Source organism: Kordia sp., assembly GCF_965283645.1.
Classification (GTDB): Bacteria; Bacteroidota; Bacteroidia; order Flavobacteriales; family Flavobacteriaceae; genus Kordia.
Map to the genome: position 1 here is coordinate 113292 of NZ_CBDIPG010000002.1, position 14733 is coordinate 128024.

The 14733-nt window shown below is 33.7% G+C and carries 15 protein-coding genes; 5 read left to right on the forward strand and 10 right to left on the reverse strand.

Going from position 1 to position 14733, the window contains the following annotated elements:
- Positions 1-56: 56 nt before the first annotated feature.
- On the reverse strand, positions 57-1331 hold the full coding sequence (gene glyA, locus ACQ654_RS25140) for a serine hydroxymethyltransferase (RefSeq protein WP_430413161.1): 1275 nt from the start codon (positions 1329-1331) through the stop codon (positions 57-59).
- 122 nt (positions 1332-1453) lie between these two features.
- Between glyA and fahA the strand changes: the two genes are divergently transcribed.
- The gene (gene fahA / locus ACQ654_RS25145) at positions 1454-2743 is read left to right on the forward strand and encodes a fumarylacetoacetase (RefSeq protein ID WP_430413162.1); all 1290 of its coding nucleotides are present in this window, start codon (positions 1454-1456) and stop codon (positions 2741-2743) included.
- Between the two features lie 89 nt (positions 2744-2832).
- Here the strand turns inward: fahA and ACQ654_RS25150 are convergent, their stop codons facing one another.
- From ACQ654_RS25150 to ytxJ, 6 genes are all read right to left on the reverse strand, one after another.
- Positions 2833-4158: a polysaccharide lyase family 7 protein gene (locus ACQ654_RS25150; protein WP_430413163.1), complete on the reverse strand. Its 1326-nt coding sequence runs from the start codon at positions 4156-4158 to the stop codon at positions 2833-2835.
- Between the two features lie 204 nt (positions 4159-4362).
- Positions 4363-5112: a sulfite exporter TauE/SafE family protein gene (locus ACQ654_RS25155; RefSeq protein WP_430413164.1), complete on the reverse strand. Its 750-nt coding sequence runs from the start codon at positions 5110-5112 to the stop codon at positions 4363-4365.
- A 204-nt stretch (positions 5113-5316) separates the two neighbouring features.
- Positions 5317-5568, reverse strand: coding sequence for a hypothetical protein (locus ACQ654_RS25160; RefSeq protein WP_430413165.1), 252 nt, complete (start codon positions 5566-5568; stop codon positions 5317-5319).
- A gap of 69 nt (positions 5569-5637) precedes the next feature.
- Positions 5638-5835 (reverse strand): hypothetical protein, encoded by a 198-nt coding sequence (locus ACQ654_RS25165; RefSeq protein ID WP_430413166.1) that lies wholly within the window; start codon positions 5833-5835, stop codon positions 5638-5640.
- A 151-nt stretch (positions 5836-5986) separates the two neighbouring features.
- A complete protein-coding gene (locus tag ACQ654_RS25170) occupies positions 5987-7108 on the reverse strand; it encodes a helix-turn-helix domain-containing protein (protein WP_430413167.1) in 1122 nt (373 codons plus the stop codon).
- Positions 7109-7232: 124 nt separating this feature from the next.
- A complete protein-coding gene (gene ytxJ / locus ACQ654_RS25175) occupies positions 7233-7628 on the reverse strand; it encodes a bacillithiol system redox-active protein YtxJ (RefSeq protein ID WP_430413168.1) in 396 nt (131 codons plus the stop codon).
- Between the two features lie 158 nt (positions 7629-7786).
- On the opposite strand from ytxJ, the gene clpB reads away from it, so the two are divergent.
- Together clpB and ACQ654_RS25185 are read left to right on the forward strand one after the other, a co-directional pair.
- The gene (gene clpB, locus ACQ654_RS25180) at positions 7787-10387 is read left to right on the forward strand and encodes an ATP-dependent chaperone ClpB (protein ID WP_430413169.1); all 2601 of its coding nucleotides are present in this window, start codon (positions 7787-7789) and stop codon (positions 10385-10387) included.
- Between the two features lie 487 nt (positions 10388-10874).
- The gene (locus ACQ654_RS25185; protein ID WP_430413170.1) at positions 10875-11171 is read left to right on the forward strand and encodes a hypothetical protein; all 297 of its coding nucleotides are present in this window, start codon (positions 10875-10877) and stop codon (positions 11169-11171) included.
- 153 nt (positions 11172-11324) lie between these two features.
- On the opposite strand, the gene mqo is transcribed toward ACQ654_RS25185, so the two are convergent.
- The 3 genes from mqo to ACQ654_RS25200 all read right to left on the reverse strand — a co-directional run bounded on the left by mqo (position 11325) and on the right by ACQ654_RS25200 (position 13390).
- On the reverse strand, positions 11325-12818 hold the full coding sequence (gene mqo, locus ACQ654_RS25190; RefSeq protein ID WP_430413171.1) for a malate dehydrogenase (quinone): 1494 nt from the start codon (positions 12816-12818) through the stop codon (positions 11325-11327).
- Positions 12819-12935: 117 nt separating this feature from the next.
- Positions 12936-13175 carry a hypothetical protein gene (locus ACQ654_RS25195; protein ID WP_430413172.1) on the reverse strand — a complete coding sequence of 80 codons (240 nt, stop codon included), beginning with the start codon at positions 13173-13175 and terminating at the stop codon, positions 12936-12938.
- Positions 13176-13192: 17 nt separating this feature from the next.
- Positions 13193-13390 carry a hypothetical protein gene (locus ACQ654_RS25200; protein WP_430413173.1) on the reverse strand — a complete coding sequence of 66 codons (198 nt, stop codon included), beginning with the start codon at positions 13388-13390 and terminating at the stop codon, positions 13193-13195.
- Between the two features lie 144 nt (positions 13391-13534).
- Here ACQ654_RS25200 and ACQ654_RS25205 point away from each other — a divergent pair, with 144 nt between their 5' ends.
- Positions 13535-14131: a TetR/AcrR family transcriptional regulator gene (locus ACQ654_RS25205; protein ID WP_430413174.1), complete on the forward strand. Its 597-nt coding sequence runs from the start codon at positions 13535-13537 to the stop codon at positions 14129-14131.
- Between the two features lie 56 nt (positions 14132-14187).
- Positions 14188-14676, forward strand: coding sequence for an acyl-CoA thioesterase (locus tag ACQ654_RS25210; RefSeq protein WP_430413175.1), 489 nt, complete (start codon positions 14188-14190; stop codon positions 14674-14676).
- The last annotated feature ends 57 nt before the right edge of the window (positions 14677-14733 follow it).

Below are 14733 nucleotides of genomic sequence, written 5' to 3' on the forward strand. Positions count from 1 at the left end.
TATAAGAAATCTTAATTTTATGTTAAAATATTATACTATTGCCATTTTTTTATGATTTATGCTTGAAATAATGGTTTATCAGACATCATTACATTTACTTTGAATGCAATTCCGTCTAATTTTTCATCACTTTCGTAATGCATTAATGCTTCATCAATATATTCAACAATAAGTGCCATGTCATCTTCTTTTAAACCTCTTGTGGTAATTGCCGCAGTTCCGACACGAATTCCAGAGGTTACAAATGGGCTTTTATCGTCAAAAGGAACCATGTTTTTATTTACTGTAATAGCTGCTTTTCCAAGTGCATTTTCAGCATCTTTTCCTGTGATATTTTTATTTCTAAGATCGATTAACATCATGTGATTGTCCGTTCCGCCAGAAATTATATGATATCCTTTTGCTACAAATGCCGCCGCCATTGCTTTTGCATTTTTTTGAACTTGCAATATGTAGTGCATAAACGCATCTGTCAACGCTTCACCAAAAGCAATTGCTTTTCCTGCAATTACGTGTTCTAAAGGTCCACCCTGATTTCCTGGAAAAACTCCACTATCTAATAAGGAAGACATTTTACGTAAGTTTCCATTTTTTAATTTAATTCCGAAAGGGTTTTCAAAATCTTTCCCCATCATAATCATTCCACCACGTGGTCCGCGCAATGTTTTGTGTGTAGTCGTTGTTACAATATGACAATGTGGAATTGGATCGTTTAGTAATCCTTTGGCTATTAAACCAGCAGGATGCGATATATCTGCTAACAACAATGCATTTACACTATCTGCAATCTCGCGAAAGCGTTTAAAATCGATATCTCTTGAATATGCAGATGCTCCTGCAATGATCATTTTTGGTTGTTCTTTGGTTGCAATTTCTTGAATTTTATCATAATTCAATACGCCTGTCTCCTCTTCTACTCCGTAAAATACAGGATCGTATAGTTTTCCTGAAAAGTTTACAGGTGAACCGTGTGTTAAATGTCCACCATGAGAAAGATCGAATCCTAAGATTTTATCACCTGGCTTTAAGCAAGCCGCAAAAACTGCTGTATTTGCCTGACTTCCACTATGTGGTTGTACATTTACATAAGCCGCTCCAAACAACGTTTTTGCTCTTTCTATAGCAATCGTTTCTACTTCATCAACAACTTCACAGCCGCCGTAATAACGTTTTCCAGGATATCCTTCAGCATATTTATTAGTTAGTACAGAGCCTACAGCTTCCATTACTTGTTCACTTACAAAGTTTTCAGAAGCAATCAACTCTAATCCTTCTTTTTGTCTTTGTTTTTCGGCTTGAATTAATTCAAAAATTTGTTCGTCGCGTTGCATTATTTTGAGTCTATGTTAATAAAATCCAAAAATATGATATAGATTCCATAACTCATATAGAAAACTCATATATTTGAAGATAAATAACAATTTTTATCAAATTATAAATATTCAACACAACTATGCCAGATACTACTAATAATCCCAATAGAAAAACATGGCTAGAGGTTACTCCTGATAGCGATTTTCCTATTCAAAATATACCTTTTGGAGTATTTCTTACCAGAGATGACGTAATTACAATCGGTACGCGTATCGGTAATTATGCCGTAGATTTAGGTGCATTGCATCAACTTGGTTATTTTAAAGGAATTCCTTTAACAGATGATATTTTTCTTCAAGATACGTTAAATGATTTTATTTCTGACGGAAAGAAAACATGGCGATTGGTTCGTAATCGAATTGGTGATATTTTCGATGAGAATAACGCTAGTTTACGTGACAATGCTGAACACAGAAATAGAATTATATTTACATTAAATGAAATAGAAATGCAATTGCCAGTTCAAATTGGTGATTACACAGATTTTTATTCAAGTATAGAACACGCAACCAATGTGGGTACTATGTTTCGTGGTGCCGATAATGCTTTGATGCCAAACTGGCTTCATGTTCCTGTAGGATATCATGGAAGAAGCTCTTCTATTATTCCATCAGGAATTCCAATTCATCGTCCACAAGGACAAACATTGCCAGCTGGTGCTGAAAATCCAGTTTTTGGCCCTTCAAAACGTGTCGATTTCGAATTAGAGATGGCATTTATTACTACAGATGCAAATCATTTAGGAGAACCAATTCCTATTGAAGAAGCGGAAGATTATATTTTTGGAGTTGTTTTGTTTAACGATTGGAGTGCACGCGATATTCAAAAGTGGGAATATGTGCCTTTAGGACCATTTTTAGGGAAGAGTTTTGCATCGTCAATCTCACCTTGGATTGTAACAATGGATGCTTTGGAGCCATTTAGAGTGGAAAGTCCAAAACCATTGAAGCCACAATTAGAATATTTACAGTATGCAGGAAAGAAAAGCTATGATGTTAAGTTAGAAGTAGCAATTCAGCCAGAAAATAGTACAGAAACTGTTGTGGCACGTTCTAATTTTAAATATATGTATTGGAATATGGCACAACAATTAACACACCATACAGTAAATGGTTGTCCTGTAAATTCTGGTGACATGATGGGAAGTGGAACGTTGTCTGGAAAAACACCAGATTCGTATGGTTCTATGTTAGAATTGTCTTGGGCAGGAAAAAATCCTGTGCAATTAAATGATGGTTCTGAACGTACATTTATCAACGATGGCGATACAGTAATTATGCGCGGACATTGTAAAAACGAACATGTACGTATTGGTTTTGGAGAAGTTTCTTCAAAATTATTGCCAGTTTTTAAACCTAAGAAAAAGTAACAAACTAGTATTGTTTTTATATAAAAGTAATACTCCCAAAGATTAATTTCTTTGGGAGTTTTTTGTGCTAATTCGGGAAAATTAAATTCTTAATGTGTAATACTTAAATTCTTAATTCTTACAATTCCGTTAGAACCTGTATAGTTTACATTCTTGACAGATTGTAAATAGTTCCCAACTTTAAAGTAATTTCCTGAGGCATTCGTTCCTATTGCTTGGGAGAATATTTCATTAGAGCCATCAAAAACCTTCACAACTCCATTATTATATGATATTTTAAACGTATAACTCGAACCTAATTGATAACCATTATCAATAAATACACTGCCGTTTAAAACATCTTCGGTTATATAACCACCTATTTTGAGTCGTACACCGCCAGATGATTGATTTCGATCACCATAAAATTGTAATCTTATTACATCATCAACTGTATTATTTGGTCCGTGAATTTGAGCAAAACACAAAACACCATTATTTTTCTCTACTACATTTCCATCATCAAGTGCTGCACTTGCTGGCAATCTGTCAACTCTAACGGTAAACGTCATTGAATTATTTCCGCTAGAACCGCTCCAATTAGCTAAATTTCCATTACTCATTTCTCTTAGTTCTACTCTTGGGTTTCCAGAAGTAGCCGAACCTCCTAAACCTCTGTAGCACTTAAAAAATGTCCATTCGCCATCTGTGTAAAAATAATTTGGATCGTCGTATGTTGAAAACGTTTCTCCTGTTGATGCCAACACATCATCTCTATACGTTGCATTAGATCCTGGACTTCCTGTGAATCCGTTTAGTTTCCAGTTATTTGATGTTAAGCCTAAATTGTCTCCAGGTGAATCGCCATTTCCGCCGCCGCCGTCGCTAGTTCCAAAAATTTCTGCTTCCGTAATACTATTCCAAGAGCTTGAAGAGTTTCCAAAACAAGAAATTCGCACATACCGAACATTTACAGTATTGAAACTATACGTTTCTAAGCCATTCGTATTTCCGCTACTTCCCGTAGTTTTCTTATCTACAACGGTTTGCAAATTATATTTAGTGGTTCCTACTCTAATTTTAAAGTATGCTTTTCGTTGATTTCCTTTGTAAAAAGCTAGCTTTACAGATGATACAGATTTTACAGAACCCAAATCATATGTAATGTATTTTCCGTTGTAGCCATTAGAAGACCAACGTGTGCCTAAATTTCCATCTAATGTGTTTTGTGGTACATTTCCATCGTCTCCGTTAGCAGAAGCAGTAATAGACGTTATTCCTCCATTTTTTTGTCGTGAAAGAACTGTTTCGTTTTCAATAGCTTCTTCTTCTAGTTCAACTATTTCATCTGTAGCGCATGAATAGCATATTAGTAAACATAAAAGAAGTAATAATTTGATTGGTTTGTAGGTGTGTTGTAGGATTAACTGTTTCATTGGTTTTGGTTTATAGTTATTATTTTTTTGGTAAACCAATCTGGTAAACCAAATTGGTTTACCAATTATACAACAATACCGATTGATAAAAAAACATAAAACCGTAAAAAAAAGGTGGTTTATTTTAAGGTTTAGTCACAAAATAATAGTATATCATTTTACTCATAATCAATCACATACCAAGAAGATTAGATATGATTTGTATCAAACTAAATAAATAATGGCTATTGATAGTAGAAGAATACCATAAATAAGAGTAAAGGCTTTTCCTGAAATCTTACTTCCCATTTTAGCCCCAAAGAAGTTTGAAATAAAGTATGTGCCAAATAAAATTCCGACCAATTGCCAATCGACAGGATTTTCAAAATTGTATTTTATAAAAGCACCATAACTTACAGGTGGAATGAGTATTGCCAAACTCAATGCGCGCGCATATTCTTTTTTTAGTTTAAAAACGCCTATTAATATTGGAACCATTAACACGCCAGCGCCAATTCCGAACATTCCGCCCAAAATTCCTGTACATGCGGCTAAAATAAATATCCAAATGTATGAAATGTGTTCTTTGTGAGATTCTTGAGCATTTTTCTTTACGTACGATCGAAATTGCATCAAAGCGATAATAACTAATAAAACTGCGAAGTAATATTTTAAGTCCGTTTCTCCAATATAGAAAGCAAATACAGCTCCAAAATACGAGAAAACGCAATAGGAAATAACGCCAATAGTTATGTTAATCCATTGTTTTTTAACATATTCATACATGGACATTACACCTAATAAACTCATAGGACCTAACATCATGGTGAGTACGTTCCCTTGTGCGGCTAGTTGTGACATTCCACAATACAATACTAAAAATGAGACTAAAAACGGACCGCCGCCAATTCCTGCAAAACCGCCAATATAGCCGACGGCTAAACCTAATACTACATAAATAAGTGGATCACACATGAACTGTATTCAAAATTTAGCGCAATTTACTAGAAAAGTTTAGTTAACAAACCATTAAACAAAAAAACAACTTCAAACCGAAGCTTGAAGTTGTCATTACAAAAATTGAATTAATCAATCAAGTAAGTGCAAAACGCACTCGTAAATAAACTAAAGATGGAATTAGTAGTAACTTAATTCTTTCTACAGCAATACGAATACATGCTATACAGGACATGTTCTAAATGTCTCAGTTATACATATTCGCGGGTTTATAGTTTCTTCATTACAAATAATTCCACACGTATATCCACACGTGTTTGCACATGTATTGGCGCAAGTAGGTTGTAATGTTTCCGGACAACAAGAATGTCCGTGACATGTATACGTTCCTCCTCCTTTAACTTGTTGCTGTATTAAATTTGCAACTGTCGACTTTTTAAATTGTAATGATGATTTGATAACTGATTTTTTCATACTGTTTCGGTTTTAATGATTTATATAATGCCTACTCGTAAGTTTTTCGGCTTCCACTACTTTTTTGTCTTAACACGTTGTATTAGGACATAGATAACAGTTTGTATATAAAAGTGTAAAACAGTTTTGTGTACAACCTTCTGTTTCACAATGCAATCTGTCAATAGATTCTAATCCAATTGTTCCACCTTTTAGTTGTGCCGTATTGAAATTTGAAACTACTGATTTTTTCAACTTTAAGGTTGATTTTATTTCTTGCTTTTTCATGATATAATATTTTATAATATTGCCTACTCTGTTAGTTTTTCGGCTTCCCCTTTTAAAAACAAATGGCCGTTTATTTCTATCATAAAGAAAACTAGAAAAGTGAACAAAATAATCCACACCGATAAAGGTTTACAAAAACAAATTGTGAATATTAGGAAGTCTTTTTATGAATCTTTCTGTACGATTTAGGCGAAATTCCTGTCTTTTTCTTGAATGCGTTGTAAAATGAAGTTCGATTGTTAAATCCGGCGGCATAAATAATCTGGTTGATATTTAAGGTATTCTTTTGATCTTTTAAAAGCTCAATAGCTTCGTCAATCCGATAGTTATTGACGAATTCAAAGAAGTTTACCTGAAAATGTTCATTGATTAATTGCGAAGTATGATGTCTGGATAAGTTTAATTCTTCCGATAACACATCTAGCGTAAGCGAATTGTCTAAAAATAATTTATCCGACTCCATTAAAAAGAGCAGTTTATTCTTCATTTCAGTTACTAATGAAGACGATAAACCGTTGTTTTTATATTTAGTAAAAGGAAAGCTAATTGTACCTGAAAAGATGTTAGGTTGCATAAAACTGAAATATGTTACAATGCCTATAAAAAAAGTAATTCCATATCCAATAAGGTAATCATTGGAAATAGTCATTAAGCGCAAATAAATCAGTAACATGTATAAAATAAAGATAAATGTATATCCTGTAAAACATAGCCATAACGATTTTACCCATAAACGTTGCGGTTCAGTAACATTTACTTTTTCTTTTTTGTACAAACCATAAATTTTAATAACATATACAATCATTAATATAGTTACGGTATACACCATATATTCTCTCGGAATTGGCCACCAATTTACATAATTTTCATACGTATCATCAGCGGCAATTTTTAACTTTACATCATACGGTAAAAAGTAAAATCGACCAAATACACTGAATACCCAAACAATAGGAATTGCGTGTCGTGCATCTTTCCAAGTAAATGGACTTTGCTTTAATACACGCTTGATATAAATGTATAATAAAGGTCCGTAAGAAACCCAAGGGATAAAATTGGTGAATGACAAATGTTCTACATAATCACCTTGATAATTAGACCAATACGCACAATTAAAAATTTGATTGTACGAAAACAATAAAAGAAAAACACCAAATATACTATTCGCAATTCGGTCTCCTTTTCGCTTTAAAAAAAATAAAGTAGCGAGTATAAAGGATTGTATGGCAAATGCAAAAAACAGCATTATCCATATATTAATGGTAGTTTCCATAAGCAGAAGTTTTAAGAACGTTTTTTGATTGATTGAATGATGTAACTTCAATGTACAAATAAGAAAGTAAAACCCTTCTTAAAAAATTCTTAATTCTTATGCTAAAATGAAAAATGAATACTCGTTATACGAATTCTGCTAATGGAATCGCGTTAATTTGACCATGAGAAGCGTGCGCAACAGTCACACCATTTTTAATCATAATCAACTGTGGACTTTCGTGCCATACTTGAAAACGAGCCGCTATTTCCTCTGAAATTGGACGGTAATTCAATAAATCTAAATAATAAACTTTCATTTGATTTTCTTCCAAATCATATGATCCTTCAAATTGCTTAATCACCATTCTACTAATTCCACAACGCGTACTATGCTTAAAAATAGCAACCGGCTGTGTTTTCGATTCCTCCACAATAGTATTAAGCTGTTCTACGTTTGTCAAAGGTGTCCAACGTAATTTTGAAGGCTCTGGAGTTTCAGAAGCCTCAGAACTTCCGAATATTTTATTGAATAATCCCATAAGTATGTACTAAATTTAAAGAATGAGTCGAAAGGAATATAAAAAACTTTCAAATTGTCAAAATGTCTTGAAAACTTACGCCTAAACCGCCATTTTGTCTGGGTTTCGTAAATGGAACAAGAATTGCAAAACTACCAAAAAACACACAATAGAACGTTATGAACTTTAATAATTACACTATAAAATCACAAGAAGCTGTACAACAAGCACAGCAACTTACCCAAACATACGGACATCAACTCATTGAAAACGAACACTTGTTCAAAGCAATCATGGAAGTTGATGATAATGTTTTGCCTTTTCTATTAAAAAAACTTGATGTCAATGTTTCGCTACTAAATCAAATTTTAGAAAGCACACTGACAAGTTTTGCAAAAGTTAGTGGTGGAAACATTATGCTATCGCCTGCAACTGGAAAAACGCTCACAGATGCTAGTATTATTGCCAAAGATATGGATGATGAATTTGTTTCAACATCACACTTAGTATTGGCAATATTTAAATCGAACAGTAAAATTGCGCAGATTTTAAAAGATCAAGGTGTTACGGAAAAAGATTTAAAAGCCGCCATTCAAGAACTCAGTAAAGGCGAACGTGTTACTTCTGCAAATGCGGAAGAAACATACAATTCGTTGAATAAGTACGCGAATAACTTAAATCAACTCGCTAATGACGGTAAACTCGATCCTGTTATTGGTCGCGACGAAGAAATCCGTAGAGTCTTGCAAATTTTATCAAGACGCACAAAAAACAATCCAATCTTAGTTGGTGAGCCTGGTGTTGGTAAAACCGCAATTGCGGAAGGTTTAGCTCACAGAATCATTCAAGGTGATGTTCCTGAAAACCTGAAAGACAAGCAAATATTTTCGCTTGATATGGGCGCATTAATTGCGGGTGCAAAATTTAAAGGTGAATTTGAAGAACGTTTAAAAGCCGTGATCAAAGAAGTTACTTCCGCAGATGGTGATATTGTCTTATTTATTGATGAAATTCATACACTTGTTGGCGCTGGCGGCGGACAAGGTGCAATGGACGCGGCAAACATTTTAAAACCTGCATTGGCACGTGGCGAACTCAGAGCCATTGGAGCTACAACGTTGGATGAATACCAAAAATACTTTGAAAAAGACAAAGCGTTGGAACGTCGTTTTCAGAAAATTATGGTGAACGAACCTGATACGGAAAGTGCCATTTCTATTTTAAGAGGAATCAAAGAAAAGTACGAAACACATCATAAAGTACGTATCAAAGATGAAGCTATTATTTCGGCTGTAGAACTTTCACAACGCTATATTACAAATCGTTTTCTGCCAGATAAAGCTATTGATTTAATTGATGAAGCGGCTTCAAAATTACGCATGGAAATCAATTCTAAACCTGAAAATTTAGACGTTTTAGATAGAAAAATTATGCAGTTAGAAATTGAAATTGAAGCTATTAAACGTGAAAATGATGAAACGAAGTTAAAATCGCTTAATGCTGAATTGGCTAACATCAAAGAAGAACGCAACGAAATTTTTGCCAAATGGCAATCTGAAAAAGACATCGTAGATAGTGTCCAAGTAACGAAAGAAGCCATTGAGAATTATCGCGCGGAAGCGGAGCGAGCAGAACGTGAAGGAAATTATGGAAAAGTTGCCGAAATCCGTTATGGAAAAATTAAAGAAGCACAAGCAACATTAGATGCATTACAACATGAGTTATCATTACAAGATGATAATGCATTAATAAAAGAAGAAGTTACGAACGAAGATATTGCAGAAGTTGTAGCAAAATGGACCGGAATTCCTGTGACTAAAATGCTGCAAAGCGAACGCGAAAAATTGCTTCAACTAGAAAACGAATTGCACAAACGTGTGGTTGGACAAGAAGAAGCAATTACAGCAGTTTCTGACGCTGTACGCAGAAGTCGCGCTGGATTACAAGATGCAAATCGCCCAATTGGTTCGTTTCTATTTTTAGGAACAACTGGTGTTGGAAAAACAGAATTAGCAAAAGCACTTGCGGCCTATTTATTTGATGATGAAAGTGCCATGACGCGAATTGACATGAGCGAATATCAAGAATCGCACTCTGTAAGCAGATTGGTTGGTGCGCCTCCAGGATATGTAGGATATGACGAAGGCGGACAATTAACGGAAGCTGTGCGACGCAAACCATATTCGGTTGTGTTATTAGATGAAATTGAAAAAGCGCATCCTGATACGTTCAATGTGCTTTTACAAGTATTGGATGAAGGAAGATTGACCGATAATAAAGGGAGAATTGCGGACTTCAAAAACACAATCATTATTATGACCTCAAATATGGGAAGCCATATCATAGAAGAAAAATTTAAAGCGGTAAAAGATATTGATACAGCTATGGAAGCCGCTAAAGTGGACGTGTTAGGTTTACTGAAACAAACGGTTCGACCTGAGTTTTTAAATCGAATTGATGATATTGTCATGTTTACACCATTATCACAAAATAACATCAAAGAAATTGTCCGATTACAATTTAAAAATGTGATCAAAATGTTAGAAAAACAACAAATTACGTTGGATGCAACAGAAGAAGCAATTGCCTATTTAGCAAAGCAAGGATTCGATCCACAATTTGGTGCGCGTCCTGTAAAACGTGTTCTGCAACGTAAAGTATTGAATCAACTTTCAAAAGAAATATTAAGCGGAAAAGTGACTGTTGACAGTATTATTCTCTTAGATGAATTTGACAACGAACTCGTATTTCGAAATCAAACAGATTTGATTGTGAATTAAGATTCTGCTCTTCAGCGGAATTAGTTTAGCTTGTAATTTTGTGTTTGTCTTGCTGACTTCCCAAAATTGAGCTTCACTAAAACACACAAAGCGCAACTAAAATTAGTTGCGCTTTGCATTTACTAACAAAGACAGAAACTATAAATAGTTCCTGAACTACAAGATTCAGTATATAAACGCTGTGCGCAAAGCTTTATTTTATTGGGAAAAGTTAAAGTTGTGTGAAGTATCTTTAGTGAAACGTCGTGCTGAAATTTTACATAAAACGGACTACTCAGATTTTAAGACTCGCTATTGCTCTTTTGATTGTTAAATTTCTCTTAAGCTAGCGCATGTTTTTAACTTGTATCTAAAAAGACTAAAAATTGCGGATTCGTGAAGAAAATAATTAGTTTGGAATTCTAAAGAAATCCTAAAATTTTAATTTTGCAAAAGTTATATCAAACTTACATTAAATTAGAAATTTCTAAATCAATTCATAAGACATATGAAACATACGAAGCTTATTATTCCACTACTCATTTTATTTTTAGCTATCAGTTGTAAAAATTATTACAATGAAATGCTAGATTGGATTGATACTATTGAAATTGGATTGAACATTGAAGATGTAAAAAATATGCAACCAGATTATTTAGAAATAGATTGGGAAGATCCACAAAATTTTGAAAATGAAAAATGGTATTTAATTACTAAAATAAAAGGAAATAATGATGTTTTAGGAATGTCTAATTTTTTAGTCTTTATTGATGACAAGTATCAAGGAAGAGAAGTGAGAAAGTAAAACCATCAAGCTTTTAAAAGCAAACTGATTGAAAAATTCGCAAAATTCGTAACAACATCTCGATACAATTTTTCTTCATTCTAGCACGAAAAACCACTCGATGTGACGCGTAGAAAAACTAAAAATCGAGAACTGAAAACTGTCAACTGAAACCTACTCCAATCCTAAAACCTTTGTAACTTCTGCTAACTGCTCATCAAACAACTCTTTCGTCAATTCCTGTTTCCAAAAAGGAACTAATTCTTTTAATAGCTTTTTTCCGTGGTCGGAATGTACTTCTTCTGGAAATGCAATTTCTAACACTTCTAGCATAATCTGAACTGCAGTAGACGCACCAGGTGAAGCGCCTAACAATGCTGTAATACTTCCGTCTTTGCTATGAACGACTTCGGTTCCGAATTGTAATTTTCCGCCTTCAAATTCATCCTTTTTGATAATTTGCACGCGTTGTCCTGCAATCATTAATTCCCAATCTTCGTTTTTTGCATTTTTGACAAACTTTCGTAATGAATCCATGCGATCTTCGTGCGACATCAAAACTTGTGCTACCAAATATCTTGTCAAAGGTAAATTGTGCCAAAATGCTCCAAACATTGCAGAAACGTTATCAAACTTAATCGATTTCATCAGGTCTAAATTTGAGCCTTTTTTTAAGAACTTTGGACTGAATCCTGCAAAAGGACCAAATAACAATTCACGTTTTCCGTTAATATATCGCGTATCTAAATGCGGCGTTGACATTGGCGGATCGCCAACACCAGCTTTGCTATATACTTTTCCTAAGTGTTGCTCAATGAGCGCTTCATTTTTACAAACCAACCATTCGCCACTCACTGGAAAACCACCATAGCCGTCTTTTTCGTCAATTTCAACTTTTTGTAATAACAACAAACTTCCGCCGCCAGCACCAATAAATACATGTTTTGCATCTAAATGTTGAATTTCGTTCGTTGCTGTGTTCTTCACTTTTACAGACCATTCTACCTCATCATCTGGATCAATATCCAACACATCATGGTTGCATTGTACTTTGGTGTTGTATTCAGATTCTAAAATTTCAAATAGTTTTCGGGTTAAATTGCCATAATTCACGCCAGTTCCGCGTTCAATTTTTGTAGCCGCTAGTAGTTCATCTTCGTTTCTATCATTCGCGATAAGCGGAAACCATTCCTTCATTTTAGAAATATCATTGGTAAACTCCATCGAATTAAACATAAAATGTGCTTTCAATGCTTTGAAACGTTTTTCTAAATAGGCTGTGTTTTCTTCACCAGTTACCCAACTATAATGTGGCATTTTTTGAATAAATGCGCTTGGATCGTCAATCAAATTATTTTTTACCAAATAGGACCAAAATTGTTTCGATATTTCAAATTGCTTACAGATTTTTAATGCTTTTGTAATATCTACAGCACCATCTTCGTTTTCTGGTGTATAATTTAACTCACACAACGCAGAATGCCCAGTTCCAGCATTATTCCAAGCGGCAGAACTTTCCAAAGCAACTGTATCCAATCGCTCTAAAATTAAAATATTCAAGTTGGGTTGTATCAATTTTGTCAATAAAGCTAAAGAAGCACTCATAATACCGCCACCAACGCAAATAAGGTCGTAATCGGTATTTACATCAATCTTTTGTGAAGTCATAATCTATGTTTACGAAAGTAAATAAGTCACAATATACTAAGAAGCATACGCTAACGCATACTTCTATCTCCTTTAACTAACTCAAAATTTATAATTATGGTAGGTATGTAATTCTAGTTAACAGTTAAAAAGTGTGTTTCCACAACCTCTTGGCGTACAACTCAGCGCCGCATCTGTAAGACACGTTGCATTGGTTCCGCCACCAGTTCCTGTTCCTCCTGTGCCACACAAAGCGGCAATTGTATAAGGTGGACAGTCTGCAGTATTTCCAGTTCCTCCTTTTACATTTTGTTTACAAAACGTAGCAACTTTTTTCTTTTTAAAATTTAATTTTGTCGTAAGATTTTTCTTTTTCATGACAACTATTTTACAAATTATAATTTAATAGGATTTGTTTCCGTTACTTCACATGTACATGATTCAATTGGGCATGTACTTTGCTTTCCTAATGAATTATTAGCTGTAGTCGGATCGTCAGAAGCTCCAATTCCTCCGTATACATATAGCAAATCTAGAGAAGCAATTTTTTTCTTTTTAAAATGTAACTTGGTATTCAGATTTTTTTTCTTCATGATTTAGACTTTTAGAGTTAACCCTATAAACTTACTAATAATCAATTACTTGTGAATACACAGAAACATTACTTGAACTACGTTTTTACAATAAAATTATCGTTTTATACCGATTGGTATATTTTTTACATATCTTTGGAACATATGATAACAAAAGCTGAAAAAACAAAAGCATTTATTATTGAAACCGTAGCACCAATTTTTAACAAAAATGGCTATGCGGCTACTAGTATTGCTGATCTTACCAAAGCTACAGGTTTGACAAAAGGTGCCATTTACGGTAATTTTGAAAACAAAGAACAATTGGCAATTGCCGCATTTAAATTCATGGTTAAGAGTTTAATGAAGGAAATTGTTAGACACATGGACAAAAGCGAGTCACCAATTGAAAAACTTTTACTGATCTCAGATTTTTACCGCAATTATTACATGTATACCAACAAAATGGGCGGTTGTCCTATTTTAAATATTGGCGTAGACGCGAATAATCAAAATACGTTGTTGTTACAAAAAGTGCGTACTATTATTGAGCGTATTCAAGATCAACTAGCAAGCATTATTGAAGATGGAATTGAAATTGGAGAAATCTCTACAAAAATAAATGCCATGCATACTGCCAAACGCATTGACACGTTGATTCAAGGTGCCATTTTTATGGCATATACTATGGATGATGATTTTTACATTAAAGATAGTATGAATCAGATTGACAAAATGATTAATGAAGAATTAAGAGCTTAAGACTATTTTTTTAACTTAAAATATACCAATTGGTATAATAATTAAAACAATTTACAATGAAACAATTACCAAAAATTTTAGAAAGTAAAACCAAAATCCGTTTTCAAGATTGTGATCCACTAAATCATTTGAATAACAGTAAATATTTAGATTATTTAATTAACGCTAGAGAAGATCAACTTATTGAAGCGTATGATTTAGACATATTTAAAAACGCAAAAAATACAGGAATAACTTGGGTTGTTGGTTCACATCAAATCGCTTACATTCGTCCAGCATTTGTAATGGAAACAGTGACTATTGATTCACAATTAATTCAATTTGGTAATAAACAATTACTGGTTGAAATTCGCATGTGGAACGAAGATAAAACAGTATTAAAATCTGTAATGTGGAGTTCGTTTATTCATTTCAATATCTTAAAAGGAAAAGCGCATGAACACAATGAAAATTTCATGAAATTATTTGCAAATGCTGTACTTCCAGTTGAAGAAACTAGTTTTGATGCACGTGTTAAAAGTTTACGTTTGGCAAAAGCTTCGTGATAATTATCACATTTCAACGATTATATTTTAAATATATTTGACCTAAATATGATATAT

What these genes read in the sequence shown, in the direction of transcription:
- glyA (WP_430413161.1), bottom strand. Translation starts at nt 1,331, where the DNA reads ATGCAACGCGACGAACAAATTTTTGAATTAATTCAAGCCGAAAAACAA.
- fahA (WP_430413162.1), top strand. Translation starts at nt 1,454, where the DNA reads ATGCCAGATACTACTAATAATCCCAATAGAAAAACATGGCTAGAGGTT.
- ACQ654_RS25150 (WP_430413163.1), bottom strand. Translation starts at nt 4,158, where the DNA reads ATGAAACAGTTAATCCTACAACACACCTACAAACCAATCAAATTATTA.
- ACQ654_RS25155 (WP_430413164.1), bottom strand. Translation starts at nt 5,112, where the DNA reads ATGTGTGATCCACTTATTTATGTAGTATTAGGTTTAGCCGTCGGCTAT.
- ACQ654_RS25160 (WP_430413165.1), bottom strand. Translation starts at nt 5,568, where the DNA reads ATGAAAAAATCAGTTATCAAATCATCATTACAATTTAAAAAGTCGACA.
- ACQ654_RS25165 (WP_430413166.1), bottom strand. Translation starts at nt 5,835, where the DNA reads ATGAAAAAGCAAGAAATAAAATCAACCTTAAAGTTGAAAAAATCAGTA.
- ACQ654_RS25170 (WP_430413167.1), bottom strand. Translation starts at nt 7,108, where the DNA reads ATGGAAACTACCATTAATATATGGATAATGCTGTTTTTTGCATTTGCC.
- ytxJ (WP_430413168.1), bottom strand. Translation starts at nt 7,628, where the DNA reads ATGGGATTATTCAATAAAATATTCGGAAGTTCTGAGGCTTCTGAAACT.
- clpB (WP_430413169.1), top strand. Translation starts at nt 7,787, where the DNA reads ATGAACTTTAATAATTACACTATAAAATCACAAGAAGCTGTACAACAA.
- ACQ654_RS25185 (WP_430413170.1), top strand. Translation starts at nt 10,875, where the DNA reads ATGAAACATACGAAGCTTATTATTCCACTACTCATTTTATTTTTAGCT.
- mqo (WP_430413171.1), bottom strand. Translation starts at nt 12,818, where the DNA reads ATGACTTCACAAAAGATTGATGTAAATACCGATTACGACCTTATTTGC.
- ACQ654_RS25195 (WP_430413172.1), bottom strand. Translation starts at nt 13,175, where the DNA reads ATGAAAAAGAAAAATCTTACGACAAAATTAAATTTTAAAAAGAAAAAA.
- ACQ654_RS25200 (WP_430413173.1), bottom strand. Translation starts at nt 13,390, where the DNA reads ATGAAGAAAAAAAATCTGAATACCAAGTTACATTTTAAAAAGAAAAAA.
- ACQ654_RS25205 (WP_430413174.1), top strand. Translation starts at nt 13,535, where the DNA reads ATGATAACAAAAGCTGAAAAAACAAAAGCATTTATTATTGAAACCGTA.
- ACQ654_RS25210 (WP_430413175.1), top strand. Translation starts at nt 14,188, where the DNA reads ATGAAACAATTACCAAAAATTTTAGAAAGTAAAACCAAAATCCGTTTT.